13 protein-coding genes and 1 pseudogene are annotated in these 14,731 nt (G+C 61.4%); 2 read left to right on the top strand and 12 right to left on the bottom strand.

The genetic code is table 11. From position 1 onward, the window contains the following. Positions 1 to 2: 2 nt before the first annotated feature. From urtB to CWI66_RS08800, 7 genes are all read right to left on the bottom strand, one after another. Positions 3 to 1,610 (bottom strand): urea ABC transporter permease subunit UrtB, encoded by a 1,608-nt coding sequence (urtB, locus tag CWI66_RS08830; RefSeq protein WP_081135924.1) that lies wholly within the window; start codon positions 1,608 to 1,610, stop codon positions 3 to 5. A gap of 80 nt (positions 1,611 to 1,690) precedes the next feature. After that, complete coding sequence (gene urtA / locus CWI66_RS08825) at positions 1,691 to 3,043, bottom strand: urea ABC transporter substrate-binding protein (protein ID WP_081135922.1); 1,353 nt, start codon at positions 3,041 to 3,043, stop codon at positions 1,691 to 1,693. Between the two features lie 342 nt (positions 3,044 to 3,385). Next, entirely contained in the window at positions 3,386 to 4,885 is a 1,500-nt protein-coding gene (locus tag CWI66_RS08820; protein WP_100731461.1) for a tripartite tricarboxylate transporter permease, read from the bottom strand. A gap of 49 nt (positions 4,886 to 4,934) precedes the next feature. Next, positions 4,935 to 5,417, bottom strand: a complete 483-nt coding sequence (locus CWI66_RS08815; protein WP_096921848.1) for a tripartite tricarboxylate transporter TctB family protein — start codon at positions 5,415 to 5,417, stop codon at positions 4,935 to 4,937. Between the two features lie 91 nt (positions 5,418 to 5,508). Continuing rightward, positions 5,509 to 6,504, bottom strand: coding sequence for a Bug family tripartite tricarboxylate transporter substrate binding protein (locus CWI66_RS08810; RefSeq protein WP_096921847.1), 996 nt, complete (start codon positions 6,502 to 6,504; stop codon positions 5,509 to 5,511). Between the two features lie 154 nt (positions 6,505 to 6,658). After that, positions 6,659 to 7,387 carry a response regulator gene (locus tag CWI66_RS08805; protein WP_100731460.1) on the bottom strand — a complete coding sequence of 243 codons (729 nt, stop codon included), beginning with the start codon at positions 7,385 to 7,387 and terminating at the stop codon, positions 6,659 to 6,661. A gap of 43 nt (positions 7,388 to 7,430) precedes the next feature. After that, positions 7,431 to 9,125 (bottom strand): ATP-binding protein, encoded by a 1,695-nt coding sequence (locus tag CWI66_RS08800; protein WP_100731459.1) that lies wholly within the window; start codon positions 9,123 to 9,125, stop codon positions 7,431 to 7,433. Positions 9,126 to 9,250: 125 nt separating this feature from the next. On the opposite strand from CWI66_RS08800, the gene CWI66_RS08795 reads away from it, so the two are divergent. Further along, positions 9,251 to 9,997, top strand: a complete 747-nt coding sequence (locus CWI66_RS08795) for a DUF481 domain-containing protein (RefSeq protein WP_081135913.1) — start codon at positions 9,251 to 9,253, stop codon at positions 9,995 to 9,997. A gap of 9 nt (positions 9,998 to 10,006) precedes the next feature. On the opposite strand, the gene CWI66_RS08790 is transcribed toward CWI66_RS08795, so the two are convergent. From CWI66_RS08790 to CWI66_RS08780, 3 genes are read right to left on the bottom strand one after another with little or no spacing between them, the layout of a single operon-like run. Beyond that, positions 10,007 to 10,780, bottom strand: a complete 774-nt coding sequence (locus CWI66_RS08790; protein WP_100731458.1) for an ABC transporter permease — start codon at positions 10,778 to 10,780, stop codon at positions 10,007 to 10,009. A 10-nt stretch (positions 10,781 to 10,790) separates the two neighbouring features. Beyond that, the gene (locus CWI66_RS08785; protein ID WP_100731457.1) at positions 10,791 to 11,573 is read right to left on the bottom strand and encodes an ABC transporter ATP-binding protein; all 783 of its coding nucleotides are present in this window, start codon (positions 11,571 to 11,573) and stop codon (positions 10,791 to 10,793) included. Then, complete coding sequence (locus CWI66_RS08780; RefSeq protein ID WP_232710807.1) at positions 11,573 to 12,625, bottom strand: ABC transporter substrate-binding protein; 1,053 nt, start codon at positions 12,623 to 12,625, stop codon at positions 11,573 to 11,575. The genes CWI66_RS08785 and CWI66_RS08780 overlap by 1 nt, the downstream gene beginning before the upstream one ends. 257 nt (positions 12,626 to 12,882) lie before the next feature. On the opposite strand from CWI66_RS08780, the pseudogene CWI66_RS08775 reads away from it, so the two are divergent. Beyond that, positions 12,883 to 13,113 (top strand): annotated as a pseudogene (locus tag CWI66_RS08775) (BCCT family transporter); the annotation flags it as partial. Between the two features lie 44 nt (positions 13,114 to 13,157). Here the strand turns inward: CWI66_RS08775 and CWI66_RS08770 are convergent. Both CWI66_RS08770 and folK read right to left on the bottom strand, forming a co-directional pair. Continuing rightward, positions 13,158 to 13,979 (bottom strand): flagellin N-terminal helical domain-containing protein, encoded by an 822-nt coding sequence (locus CWI66_RS08770; RefSeq protein ID WP_096923371.1) that lies wholly within the window; start codon positions 13,977 to 13,979, stop codon positions 13,158 to 13,160. Positions 13,980 to 14,061: 82 nt separating this feature from the next. Beyond that, a complete protein-coding gene (gene folK / locus CWI66_RS08765; protein ID WP_100731455.1) occupies positions 14,062 to 14,481 on the bottom strand; it encodes a 2-amino-4-hydroxy-6-hydroxymethyldihydropteridine diphosphokinase in 420 nt (139 codons plus the stop codon). Between the last annotated feature and the right edge of the window lie 250 nt (positions 14,482 to 14,731).

Raw genomic sequence — 14,731 nt, 5'->3', positions numbered from 1 at the left:
GGTTAGCCCTCCGCAGCCCGGCCCTTCTGCGGGAAGAGTCCACGCGGGCGTTTTTGAATGAACAGGATGATGAACACCAGCACGATGATCTTGGCCAGCACGGCACCCGCCCAGGGCTCCAGCACCTGGTTGATGATACCCAGTGAAAGCCCCGCCACCAGCGTGCCCCACAGGTTACCCACGCCACCGAACACCACCACCATGAACGAGTCGATGATGTAGTTCTGGCCCAGGTTGGGGCCGACGTTGGTGAGCTGCGACAGCGCCACACCGGCCAGCCCCGCCACGCCGGAACCCAGCGCGAAGGTCATGATATCCACCCGAGTGGCCCGGATGCCCATGGAGCGTGCCATGGCGCGGTTCTGGGTCACGGCGCGCACTTCGAGCCCCAGCCGCGTGCGGCGCATGATCAGCATCAGCCCGGCAAACACCACCAGCGCAAAGCCGAGCACGAACATGCGGTTGAGGGTCAGCGAGAGCGCATCGTTGATGACCAGCGAACCGCTCATCCATTCGGGCGTCACCACGGTGCGGTTGAGCGGAGAGATCACCGTGCGCACCAGCTGCTGCAGAATCAGGCTGATGCCGAACGTGGCCAGCAGCGTTTCCAGCGGGCGGCCCTTGAGGAACTGGATCACGCCCCGTTCGATGGCAATGCCCACCAGGGCAGCCACCATGAAGCCCGCTGGAATGGAAAGAATCAGCGCCAGCCCCGGCTGGCCCGGCAGCAGTTGCTGCATCATCCAGGTGGTATAGGCGCCCAGCATCATCAGCTCGCCGTGGGCCATGTTGATCACGCCCATGACGCCAAAGGTGATGGCCAGGCCGATGGCCGCCAGCACCAGTACCGACCCCAGGCTCAGGCCAAAGTAGAGCGTTTCGAGGGCACGATTGATCTTGAGGTTTTGTTCGATGCTAAGGAGCGCCTCTCTGGCCGCGTCGGCGACCACTGGGTCATCGCCATTGGCCGCGCGATTGAGGGCCACACGGGCACGCGGATGCAGGCTGCCCCGCAGCGCTTCCACGCCTTCCATTTGGCCCGCTTCGGTTTGATAAATGGCCAGTGCCTGCGCTAACCGGCGCTGCACCTGGCTATCCTCTTCTTCGGCAATCAGCGCTTCCAGAGGCTCGGCCAGCGTCTCGTCCACTTCGCCCAACAGGCGCTCGGCGGAGGTACGGCGGCGTTCCACGTTGGGGGAGTAGAGGTCGACCACGGCGATGGCGCTGCGCAGTTGGTTACGCAGGGCGTTGTTGATGCCGATGCGGTTGAGGTCGCGGCGGGACATCTCGCCCAGCGGCTCGTCGGTCAAGGCATCGGCCACGGGCCAGTCACGCCCGGTGTTGTTCAACACCACGACGAAGCGACCCTCGCTGGTGCGCTGCAGGCGGCCATCGAGCAAGGCTTGCAGCCAATCCCGGGCACGTTCGTCGTCGCTTTGCACAATGGCGTTGATGGCCTCGCCTTTGGCGCGGAAGTTCTCCACGTCCAGCGCTTCCAGCAGCGCCAGTGCCGCGTCGTCATCAGAAGGTGTGGTGGGGGTTTGTGCCTGCGACAACGTCGCCATGCTGAGCAGCAGCAGACACAACACCCCAGAAAGGAAACGCCTCATGGGGTTCTTCCTTTGGTGATCATCAATGGGGAGAGATAGCGTGCTCCCTTGCCGCGAAGGCTCGCGGCAAGGGAGGGGGGTTACTCGGCGAGTGCCGCTTCGGCTTCTTCTGCTGCGGTGCTGCCACCGCACGAGCCGTTGGCGACGTTGAAGTTGCCGCAGCGCATCGGTGCACGCCAGTCAGCAATCAGGTCGCGAGAACCCGGCAGGTAATCCGACCAGGCATCGCCTGCCACGGTGGACGGCGTTTGCCAGACGATGTCGAACTGGCCGTTGTCCTGCACTTCACCGATCAATACCGGCTTGGTGATGTGGTGGTTGGGCATCATGGCGGCATAGCCACCGGAAAGGTTAGGCACGGTCACGCCGATGATGGCATCTTTCACCGCGTCGACATCGGTGGTACCCGCCTTGCGCACCGCTTCGGCCCACATGTTGAAGCCGATGTAGTGGGCTTCCATGGGGTCGTTGGTGACCGCTTCTTCATCGCCCGTCCAGTCGATCCAGGCGTCGATGAAGTCGTAGTTGGCGTCGGTGTCCACGCTCATGAAGTAGTTCCAGGCGGCCAAGTGGCCCACCAGCGGCCCGGTATCGATACCGGACAGCTCCTGCTCACCCACCGAGAAGGCGATGACGGGAATATCCGCGGCATCGATCCCCTGGTTGGCCAGCTCACGGTAGAACGGCACGTTGGCATCGCCGTTGATGGTGGAGACCACCGCCGTGGGCTTGCCCTCTTCACCGAAGCGACGAATTTCAGAGACGATGTTCTGCCAGTCCGAATGGCCGAACGGGGTGTAGTTGACCATGATGTCTTCTTCGGCCACCCCGTGCTCATCCTTCAGGAAGGCTTCCAGAATCCGGTTGGTGGTGCGCGGATAGACGTAGTCGGTGCCGATCAGCGCGAAACGCTCGATCCCGACTTCGTTGATCAGATACTCCACCGCAGGAATGGCCTGCTGGTTGGGTGCCGCGCCGGTGTAGAAGACGTTCTCGGAAGACTCTTCCCCTTCGTACTGTACCGGGTAGAACAGCAGGCCGTTCAGCTCTTCGAACACCGGCAGTACCGCCTTGCGGGATACCGAGGTCCAGTTACCGAACACCACGTCTACCTCATGCTGGGCCAGCAGCTCGCGGGCACGCTCGGCAAACAGCGGCCAGTTGGAAGCGGGGTCGACCACCACGGCTTCCAACTGACGCCCCAACAGGCCACCGGCTTCGTTCTGCTGGTCGATGAGCATTTCGACGGTGTCTTTCAGGGTCGATTCGCTGATGGCCATGGTGCCAGAGAGGGAGTGCAGAATACCCACCTTGATCGGGTCGTTGTCCTGGGCAACGGCCTGGGCGCTGGCGCCCATGATGGCGGCGGCCAGGGCGGCCGTGGCGAAACGGCCAAGGGTACGAGGGTGTGTCTTGCGTTGCGATGTGGTCACTTGAACCTCCTTGCACCCCTTGGAAGGGGCTTGTTATAGGCGCGTAGAGCGGGCATTCGCCCGCCGTGGGCTAATCCACCTTTCACACTGCAAGGGGTGCGCCAGATTGAATCAAAGCCTATTAAGACAATGACAATCAGACAGTTAGCGATACTCAAAAAAACCCGCATTGCGCCAGACGCACTAATTCAGGGCAAGCCGAGAGGCACCATGCACAGTTGTCATGCACCAGCAAAGCGCCTTGCACCAAAGAGGGGTGCATGCACACAAAAAAGCGCCCGGGGTTCCCCCCGGGCGCTGACAACGCCAAAACTCACTCCATCACCACCACCCAACAATCGCTTATTTGGCGGCCATGGCCTTCTGCTTGCGGCGCTTTTTCAGCAGCGGCATGCCCAGCGACAGAGCCGCAATGATCAGCAGTGACAGTGAAATAGGCTTGTCGATGAAGATGGACCAGTCACCTCCGGAAATCTGCAGTGCGCGGCGCATGGACTCTTCCATCAGGCTGCCCAGGATCAGCGCCAGAATCAGCGGCGCCGTGGGGAAGCCGAACAGCCGCAAGCCCAGGCCGATCAGGCCGAAGCCCAGCAGCAGCAGCAGGTCGAAGACGCTGAAGCTCATGCCGTAAACACCGATCATGCAGAAGATCAGGATCATCGAGAGCAGCAGCGGACGCGGCATATCGAGAATTTTGGCGATCAGCGGAATCAGCGGCAGGTTGAGTACCAGCAGGAAAATATTACCAATGTACATACTGGCAATGACCCCCCAGAACACGTCCGGGCGCTGCTCCAGCATCATGGGGCCAGGCGTCACGCCCATGACCAGCAGCGCCCCCAGCAGCACCGCCGTGGTGCCCGAGCCAGGCACCCCCAGGGTCAGCAGTGGTACGAACGAGCCGGTACAGGCGGCGTTGTTGGCCGCTTCGGGAGCTGCCACGCCCTTGATGTTGCCCTTGCCGAAGGTGTCACCATCCTTGGCCAGGCGTTTTTCCATGCTGTAGCCCAGGAAAGAACCAATGGTGGCACCGGCCCCCGGCAGTACACCGGTAAAGAAGCCCAGCACCGAGCTGCGGCTGATGGGGCCTGCGATTTGCTTCATTTCACTGCCGCTCAGCTTGAGCGAGCCAATGGCATTGCGCGGCGCTTCCTTGCCACCGCCCCCACGCAGCAGCATGTAGAACACTTCCGCCAGGGCGAAGATACCCAGCGCCACGACCAGGAAGTCGATGCCGTCGAGCAGTTGAATCGAGCCAAAGGTGTAGCGCTCGGTGCCGGTTTGCATGTCGATGCCGACGATCGAGATCATGACGCCGATCACCGCCGCAATCAGACCCTTCACCAGCGACTTGTCCGACAGCGAGACGACCGCCGTCAGGCCCAGCACCATGAGCGCGAAATATTCGGGAGGCCCAAAGCTGACCGCCACTTTGGAAAGCAGCGGCGCCACCAGCATCAAGAAGACGATGGAGACGGTGCCGCCAATGAACGACGCGTAGGCGGCAATGGCCAGCGCCTTGCCCGCCAAACCCTGCTTGGCCATGGGGTAGCCATCGAAAGAGGTGGCGACCGTGCCCGCCACCCCCGGCGCATTGAGCAAGATAGAAGAGGTCGAGCCACCGAAAATGGCCCCGTAATACACACCCGCCATCAGAATCAGGCCTGATGCAGGCTCCATTGAGAAGGTGATCGGAATCATCAGCGCCAGGGCACTGATCGGGCCGAGGCCCGGCAACATACCGATGATGGTACCGGCAAACACACCGGCAAAGACGTAAGCGATGTTGATGGGCTCGAGCGCGATGCCAAAGCCGTACATCAAGTTGTTCAAGGCATCCATGGGCGTATCTCTCTTAAAAAACTACGGCAGGTGCGTGGGCACGGCGTATTCAGAACGGCAGGAGGCCAGTGGGCAGATACACATCCATGACGCGCGTCATGGTGATATACAGCGCCAGCACTACCCCCAGCGAAGCCGCCAGGTTGATGCCATGACGACGATACCCGTAATAGGCCGTCAGCCCGGCGCACAGCAGCGTCGACGCCAGTACGAAGCCCAACGGCACCAGCAGGAAGGCATAGGCGGCGATGGCCACGGCGGTGACCACCACACGCGCCCAGGGCGTCAACAGCAGCGGACCGTTGGTGGCCTCTTCGTCGATCTCGTCAGCGCCTGCCAGCGGCACCGGTTTTTCAAAGAAAAGCAGCCCTGCTAGCAATAACAAGGTCACTCCCAGCACTTTTGGAAAAAGATCTGAATCCACCGGACGCGGCAGAGGAAAGGTTGGAATTTGCCAGGCCATTGCTAGATAGGCGGCTGCAAAAAGCGCCAGCACGAGGGCCAGCCACTGATTAGTGTTCAATCGAGTCATGGGGTGTCTCTCCGAAGGCGCAGGTTGCGCTTACGGTCACAGGCAGTGACCCCGGGCCTGGCAGGCCCGGGGCAGCACGGTGAAACGGGGGTTATTGAGCCAGCAAGCCCAGGTCGCTCAGGACACTGCTGAACTGCTCTTTCTGCTCATCCAGGAACGCGCCAAACTCTTCGCTATCCTGGTAGGCATCGATCCAGCCCAACTGGTCGCGAGCCTGCTGCCAGCCATCGGTTTCGAGCATTTCGGCAAACAGGTCTTCGTAGTAGGCCACGGCTTCGGCAGGCATGTCAGGGGTGCCCATCACGCCACGCCAGATATCGAAGGTGTAGTCCACACCCTGCTCCTGGTACGTGGGCACGTCGGCCAGGGCACCGCCCAGGCGCTCAGGGGCAGAGACGCCCAGCGCACGCAGTTGGCTGCCTTCGCCCAGCTGGCCCACGGACTCACCCGCGCCAGTAATGACCGCCTCGATATGGCCGCCCATCAGGTTGGTCATGGCATCGCCACCCCCCGAGAAGGGGATGTAGTTCACCGAGGAAGCATCGAGACCCGCCGCAGAGGCCAGGCCAGCCACCGAGATGTGGTCCATCGAGCCTGGCGCACTGCCGCCACCCACGCTCAGACGCGGGTTCTCTTTCATCGCATCGAACAGATCGGTGATGGTCTGATATTCGGAATCCGCCGCCACCAGAATGATGGAGTAGTCAGTGATCAGGCGCGCCACGGGGGTGAAATCCGTGTGGTCGTAGCGCGAGGCGCCTGCCAGCGGCACCAGGATGATGGGCGGGCTGGTGGCAAACAGCTTGTGCGGGTTACCGCTGTCACGGGCGATCTGCGCCCATGCCACGGCACCGCCGCCGCCAGGCACGTTGATGGCCGCAAAGTTACGGTCTGCCAGCTGCTCTTCCTGCAGCACGCGGGAAACGGTACGCACCAGCGTATCCCAGCCACCGCCCGGGTTGGCAGGCGCGACGAATTCGATGGAACGGCTTGGGGTCCACTCCTGGGCCTGTACGCCAGTGGTCATGGCGAGGGCTGCCAGAGGCAGAGCAAATACAGCGGCGCGCTTGAAGGAAAGCGAGGTCATGGGCGTTCTCCACAGTCAATTATGTTGTTATGCGCGGTGATGAACACGCGGCAATTGTGGTTACACTGCGAACGTTAGAAGAAAGCCACCTTTCAGGACAAGCTTGTGACCATAAACGACAAATTGTTCTTTATGAGCGTTTTGTTCATTTTGCTCACGCATCCAGCCAGCCGTGATCCCCCTTCAATAAGCGGTAGCGCCGCTCGGGTCGCCCGACATCCCCGTAACCCAGCTCGGCGCCTACGGCTTGCTCGGCCACGAGAAACTCCAGATAGCGGCGTGCCGTCGAACGGCTGGCGCCCATGGTACGCGCCACCTGCATGGCGGTCAGGGCGCCGCTGTCTGCTGCCAAGGCTTCCACCACACGGCGCAGGGTCAAGCGGTCGATGCCCTTGGGCAAGCTGCGCTGAGGGGCGCGTTCAGGCTCGCTGGGCGTCACCCGGGCCAGCACATGGTCCAGCTCGTCCTGGTTCAGCTCGGCGCGGTTGGCCAGCGCCTCCCGTTCGCGCCGAAAACGCGCCAGCATCTGGTTCATTCTTGCCGCTTCGATGGGTTTGATCAGGTAATCGAACACCCCGCCACGCAGCGCCTCGCTGATGGTCTCCACCTCACGGGCCGCCGTCACCATGACGATATCCACGTGCACATGGTCGCGGCGAATCGACCACAAAAGCTCCAGCCCTTCCACGTCGGGCAGGTAAGCATCCAGCAGAATCAGCTGTATTTGCGAGGCGTGTGCGGCCATCAGCGCTTTGGCTTCGCTGCCGTTGCGCGCCATACCCACCACATAAAAACCGTCGCTTTGCTCGATGAAGGCGCGGTGAATATCGGCGATGCGGAAATCGTCTTCGACGACCAGAATGCCGTATTGCGTCGCAGACATGCGTCATCCTCTTGTTGACTTCGTTATTATGAGCGTGAACCGCTTAGCCTGGCAGCCGAGGCCCATCGCTGCTGGCACATAGCGAGCGGTCCAGCACGGCAATGAAACAGGCGCCCCCCAGCTCGCTCTCTTCCAGCATCACTGCGCCCCCGTGCTGGCGGCACAGCCGCGCCACCAGGGCCAGCCCTATGCCCCGATGCTTGCCGGTTTTGGTGGAAAATCCTTCGGCAAAAATCGACTCCGCATGCTCGGCGGGCACCCCGGCACCATTATCTTCCACTTCAATAAGTAGCTGCTCGCCCAGGTCGGTGAAAAACAGCCGCACAGTGGGCTGGTCGCCGTGAGGGCCGTTCAGTGCCGCATGGCAGGCATTATCCAGCAAATTGCCCACCACGCTCATCATGACCTCTTGCCCCGTTGCGGTCAGCGGGCAGGAGAGCGAGCTTTGTTCGTCGATTTCCAGTGCCACGCCCAGTTCACGGGCGCGGGTCAGTTTACCCAGCAGCGTGCCGCTCAGCACCGCATCGGCCACATGGCGCATCAGAAAGTTCATCTGTGCCTGGGCACGCTCGGTTTCCTGATGAATCAGGGCCAGCGCCTCCTCGATGCGCTGCAACTGCAGCAGCCCGGAAATGGTGTAGAGCTTGTTGGAGAACTCGTGGGCCTGGGCGCGCAGCATGTCCACATCGCGGCTGGCCTGGGTCAGCGCCTGAGAGAGGTCGATGATTTCCCGGCGGCTACGGAAGGTCGCCACGGCGCCTTCGATCTCGCCCTCGTGAATGATGGGCACACGGTTGACCACTACCGGGTGATCCCCCAGCCACATTTCTTGGTCGAACTCCTGCTCACCGTGTCTGAGCACTTCCAGCAGGCGGGAGTTGGGCACTACCTCGCGGATGGGCTGCCCCAACAGCACGTGCTCGTCGGGCAGCTCTAAAAAGCGGCGCGCCTGCTGGTTCACCAGGGTAATGTGGCCGTCTCGATTGACGGCCAGAATGCCCTCGTGAATCGATTGCAGGATGGCTTCCTTTTCCATGGCAAGGCGGGCGATTTCGTAGGGTTCGAGGCCGAGAATGATCTTCTTGAGGTGCTGCGACAGCCAATAAGCGCCAGCAAACCCGAGCACGATCATCATGGCCACCAGTATCCAGCCCAGCTTGGTGTAGCGCGCCACGTCCATGTCCACGCGGTCGAGCATGAAGCCGACGGAAACCACGCCGATGATGTTGCCCTCTTCATCCCAAATCGGCGTTTTGCCGCGCATGGCGGTGCCCAGGGTGCCGGTGGCTTCGGACACGTAGGATTGACCATAGATCAGCGCTTGATCATTATCATCCCCCACCATGCGCTCGCCGATGCGCTCGGGCACCGGGTGGGAGTAGCGTATCGACTGGGCGTTGCCCACCACCACATAGCGCGCGCCCGTCTCCTGGCGCACCCGCTCGGCCAGCGGCTGAATGAAGTGGGAGGGCTCGGGCGTGGAGAAGGCATCGACGATTTGCGGCATGGCCGCCACGGTCTTGGCGACCGCCAGCGCCCGCTCGCCCATTTGATAGGTGATAATGTCGGCTTTACGGTAGTTCAGGTAGGTCCCTTGGGCCAGCAGCATACCCGCCAGCAGCAGGCCCACCAGGATCATGACCTGTAAGCGAAAGCTGCGTTTGTACCAACGTCGCTTGGCGCGCGTGCGACGCCAGCGCTGCAGTTCGGCCAGGGTGCGTGGGCGGGGCTCTGTCATAAGGGAACTCGTGATGCGCAAGAGCGTCATTATGGCACGCACCGCCAGGCGGCGTTAGGCTTTGCGCTTTTTCACCCAGCGGCTTATATACTCCCTGCCCACCGCAACACTCAAGGAGGAGAAGAGTGCGACACCTTTCACGCTACCTGTTACTGGCCAGCTGCCCGCTCTGGGCGGGGGCTGCCGCAGCCAACCCTTTTTATGCGCCACCGCCGCCCCAGGAAGATGCACCCATCTTCAGCGGCGATGCCGAGCTTGGTTTCAACCAGCTCTCCGGCAATACCGACAGCCGCACGCTGATCGGCAAAACACTGCTCACTTGGCTGACCGGCGACTTCACCCACTCGTTTCGGGCAGAAGTGCGCAATGTCAGCAAGGATGGCAACACCAGCGCGGAGCAGTACCTCGTGGCGGGGCGGGAGCGCTATGACTTCAACGGCCCGCATTATCTGTTTGGGTTTGCCCGCTGGGAAAAGGACCGCTTTGCGGGCTACGATCAGCAGCTCACCGCCATTGGCGGCTATGGTCGACAGATTGTGGATGGCGAGCGCCACTATCTTTCTCTGGAAGCAGGGCCCGGCTATCGCCATGACCGGCTGCGTGACGATGAGAACGAGCGGCTGGGCGTGGCCTACTCGGCGCTGGACTACCGCTGGGAGTTCTCCCAGTTCGCGGATCTACGCCAGGAGATGTCGGTGGAGTATACCCATGAGAACACCACCTCGCGCTCGCTGTCGGCCCTCACGGCACGCCTGAATTCGCGGCTGTCGCTGCGCCTGTCTCATGAGATCAAGCGCAACTCCCAGCCCCCCGAAGAGGCCAGCGAGCGTACCGACCATACCACCAGCGCGTCGCTCCTCTACCGCTGGTAGCCTGACCGGCTACTGGCGCTGCTGCCCGCGGTGTGCCCAGGCGGTCATGCGCTTTTCCAGCAGCGAGAACAGCTCGTACATCACCATGGCCATGGCGCTGATCACCAGCAGCCCGGCAAATACCAGCCCCATGCGCATCTGCGAGCCCGCGCTCATCATGAGGTAGCCAATGCCCTGGTTGGAGGCCACGGTCTCGGACACCACCGTGCCCACGAAGGCCAGCGTGATGGCGATTTTCAGCGAGGCGAAGAAGTACGGCAGCGAACGCGGCAAGCCCACCTTGAGCAGCACATCGATGCGCCGTGCGCCCAGCACCCTCAACACATCTTCCATCTCAGGCTCCAGGGTCGCCAGGCCAGTGGCCACGTTCACCACGATGGGGAAGAAGCAGATCAGGAAGGCGGTGAGTATTGCGGGCACCGAGCCGATACCGAACCAGACCACCAGAATGGGCACGAAGGCCACCTTGGGAATGGCGTTGAACCCCACCAGCAGCGGGTAGCAGGCGTTGTACAAAAAGCGCGACGAGCCGATGATGAAGCCCAGCAACAGCCCCACGGCAACGCCCAGGCCAAAGCCAATCAGCGTGGTCCAGAAGGTTTGCCAGGAGTGCTTGCCGATGGGCCCGGCGTAGGTCACCAGCGCCTGAACCGTGTCCAGCGCGCTGGGAAAAATAAAGCTGGGCACGTTGAACAGGCGTACCGTCACTTCCCAGATCACCACCAGCCCCGTCATGGCGATCCAGGGAGCCAGCCGCTCGGCCAGCTTGCGATTATGGGTCATGGGCACTCCTTCAGGCGCTGCGCACTTCACCGATCTGGGCACGCAGCGACTGCACCAGGTCAATGAACGGTTTCTGGTAAGTGGTTTCCAGCGCCCGAGGGCGAGGCAGTTCGATGATGCGCCGCTCGATCACGCGCCCCGGACGACGGCTCATGACATAGACGGTGTCGGCCAGGAAAGCGGCTTCGCGCAGGTCATGGGTCACCAACACTACGGTAAAGCGCTGGGCTTCCCACAGGTCACGCAAGACGCACCAGAGCTCTTCACGGGTGAACGCATCCAGCGCGCCAAAGGGCTCGTCCAGCATCAGCAAGCGCGGCCGATGAATCAGCGCGCGACAGATGGACGCCCGCTGCTGCATACCCCCCGACAGCTCCCAGGGGTACTTGCTTTCATGCTCGGCCAGGCCCACCGTCTCGAGCAGCGCCCGAGCCCAGCCTTTGAACTCTTCCCGGCGCTTGCGGAACTGCCGCCGATAGGGCTCGACGATTTCCAGCGGCAGCAGCACGTTGTCCAGGGTGGTACGCCAGGGCAGCAGGTTGGCATTCTGGAACGCCATGCCGGTGATTTTCAAAGGCCCGGTCACGGGCAGCCCATCCACCTGAATGCTTCCCTGCGTAGGGGCATGCAGGCCGGTACACAGCTTCATGAAAGTGGATTTGCCACACCCTGACGGCCCTACGAAGGCGACGAACTCGCCTTCGTGGATCGACAGGTCGATATCTTCGATGGCGTTGCCCGAGCCGTCGTACGCCAGGCTGACGTCATCGAAGCGGACGAACGCTGCCGACATCACTCCGCCTCCGGCAGCAGCATGCGCTCTTCTACCGGCGGCAGGTAGCGGGAGTCAAAGACCTGATCGGGGGATGGCAACGTGGGCAGATCGTAAGCATCCGCCACCAGTTGAATCGCCTGGCTCAGCCGCGCGTCATCCACACCGCCCACGCCATATTCACGGGCATCGGGGGTATCCACCACGCTCTCCAACGCCAGCTTCAGGCGACGCGTTTCCATCTCGACATCGATCAGGCCGTCGCGGTTACGCACGTACTCGATGGCCGCTTCGGGGTCTGCCAGGGTCTCTCCCAGCGCACGGTTGAAGGCGCGCAGGAAGCCCTGCACGGCCTCGGGGTTGGCATCGGCAAAGGCATCACTGACCAGAATCGCGTTGCCGTACAGCGGGACGCCGTAGTCGGGGAACGGCATGATGGTCAGCTCGTCTTCGCTCATGCCGCGCTCTTCCAGATTGAGCAGGCTGGTGAAGTAGAAGCCGGTGATGGCATCGACATCGCCCCGGGTCAGCAGGGTTTCGCGTAGCGCAGGGTCGACGTTTTGCCACGCCACCGCGTCGGCCTCCAGCCCATTGGCAGCGGCAAAGATGCCCCAGGCGCGATAGCCGGTGTCGAAGGCCGGGGCGGCGATGGTTTTGCCTGCCAGGTCAGCGGGGCTCTCGATGCCGCTCTCCTTGCGCGCAAACACCGCCGCGGGCGTGCCGTCATAAACGATATAAACGCCCTTGATGCCGGGGCCTTCCGGGTTTTCCGCAAGGAATTCGACCAGCGCGTTGAGATCGCCAAAGCCCATCTCATAGGCACCCGAGGCCACCCGGTTCACCGCCCCTGCAGAGCCGCTTCCCGAATCGATCTGAACCTGCAGACCTTCTTCGGCGAAGTAGCCTTTTTCGGCTGCCATCAGAAACGGTGCTGCCGGACCTTCGAAACGCCAGTCCAGTTGGAAGCGAATCGAGGTCGTCTCGGCAGCAGCGCCGAGTGGCATCATCAGCGCCGCGCCAAATAGCGCTAGCGGAAACAAAGAGGAACGGGCAGTACGGGAGCGAGTCGGCATGGCAGTGAGCACCTTGTATACAATATTGATGATGCTTTGCAGCAACGCTGCCATCTTTTGCTTTTTACTGTTCATTCATGCGCTTAGATAAGCGAACGGGTCCCTCATTGCGCCTGAAAGCGCCAAAATGGTGCGCACCACACCCATCTCGCACCATTAGAAAACATTTTGGCCAAATCGTTAGACTTTGGTCTAACCCGACGGTATACTGTGCTCAGTTTCCTGTCCTCGCGCCATTCATTGAATGGCGCTTTTTTTTGGTTCTGGCGGTGGCGGTGCTCGCCCCTTTGGCGACGACCGTCTGGTTCACGCTGCTGGGCGGTACCGGCATTTACTACCAATTGACCGACGTGATCGATATCACCGAGGCACTCGAAAACTTCCAGTTCGACGTGGCTACCCTCACCGTGGCCCAGGCACTGCCTGGCGGCACCTGGATGGCCATGGCCATCTTGCTGCTGACCACCATCTTCGTGGCCGCAAGCGGCTTATGCCATGGCGCGAGAGCAAGGGCTCATCGACTGATCTCGGCTTACAAGCCTTGCAGCAGCCGTAGAATCACCTGCGGCTGCTGGTTGACCTGAGCCAGCATGGAGATGCCGACCTGCTGCAACAGCTGGGCACGAATCAGGTTGGAGACTTCCTGCGCGTAATCGGCGTCCTGGATGCGTGACTGGGCGGCAGAGGTGTTGATGATGTTGGTGTTGAGGCCGTCGATCACGCTTTCGAAGCGGTTTTGCACGGCGCCCAGGTAGCTGCGCTGGCGGTCGACCAGCTTCATGGCTTCATCCACCACGTCCATGGGTTTGTCGGTGGCGTTGCTGTCGTCCAGCACGCTAAAATCTTCCAGACCAAGCGCCTGAAGCCCCATGGCGGAAAAACGAATGCCAATCACATCCCCCGCATTGGCGCCTACCTGAATGTTCAGGGTCCGATCTGCGTTGATCAGAGGAATGCCGTTGAAGTTACTCTGCTCAGTGACACGGGTGATCTCTTCCAAGCGCTGATCGATTTCCAGCTGAATAGAGGCCAAATCTTCGGAAGAGTTGGTGCCGTTGAGGGCTTGAACGCTCAGCTCACGGATACGTTGAAGGTTGTCGTTGATCTGGTTCAGCGAGCCTTCCGCCGTTTGCACCATGGAGATGCCATCGTTGGTGTTACGAATGGCCTGGTTCATGCCTCGAATCTGCGCGCCCATGCGATTGGCAATGGCCTGACCAGCGGGGTCGTCCTTGGCGCTATTGATACGCAAGCCGGAAGACAGGCGCTGCATGGAGGTCTGCATGGCCTGCTGGCTAGTACGTAAATTGTTCATCACCAGCAGCGACGTGATGTTGGTCGCAAGGCTAAGCACGGGCATGACCTCGAAAGTAAACGCGCAGGGCGCGGTTAGCGTAATTATCGGCCGCCACCCCGAAAACGTGAGGCCTGTCGCATCAATTATGTCGGACAGGGCCCGCACTGATTAGCGAGCGCCCGCTGTCGGCTAGCACGGCATCGACTGGGCCACGCACGTAGTCGTGCTGAAAATAGCCTTCGTCCACTATCTCGCCATCCCAGGCCACGATGTCCAAATCCATGGTACGAGGCCCCGATTTGATCGGCCCACGCACGCGTCCCAGGCGATGCTCGACATCCTTCAAATAGGCCTTGAAGGCGCGCCGCTCCAGCGTGGTGCGAACCACCAGCGCAGCATTGAGAAAGTCGGGCTGCTGCTGAAAGCCAACCGGCGCCGTACGAACAGCCTCCGAGTGGGCGACCAGCTCACACTCGCTGCTTAAAATGTCCAGTGCTCGGGCAAAATGGTGCTCGGGTTCGATATTGGAACCCAGTGAAATCACGCACTCATGATGCATGGTGTCAGTCGCTCCATGTGACGACGTTGATGGCATAGCAGCATTCCATATAAAAACCGTGATGGGGTAACCAGTTCAGGACACTGTCCGCCATGGCAGCCAAAAAATAAGTTCTACGCAGGCTGGCGTGAACCCATTGGCCTCCCACAGGTGGTGTGCTGGGCAATGCCCCGGTGGGAAATGGGATGGACCCGTCCCTCTGTGCCAAGATGAAGAAGCACTTCATCTAACGTGCGCAGGGCACTGACGG

The organism is Halomonas sp. 141 (assembly GCF_002810305.1).
GTDB classification, from domain to species: Bacteria; Pseudomonadota; Gammaproteobacteria; order Pseudomonadales; family Halomonadaceae; genus Vreelandella; species Vreelandella stevensii.
The sequence above is the reverse complement of the archived record's forward strand: the minus strand, read 5'-3'. Positions and strand labels throughout refer to the sequence as shown.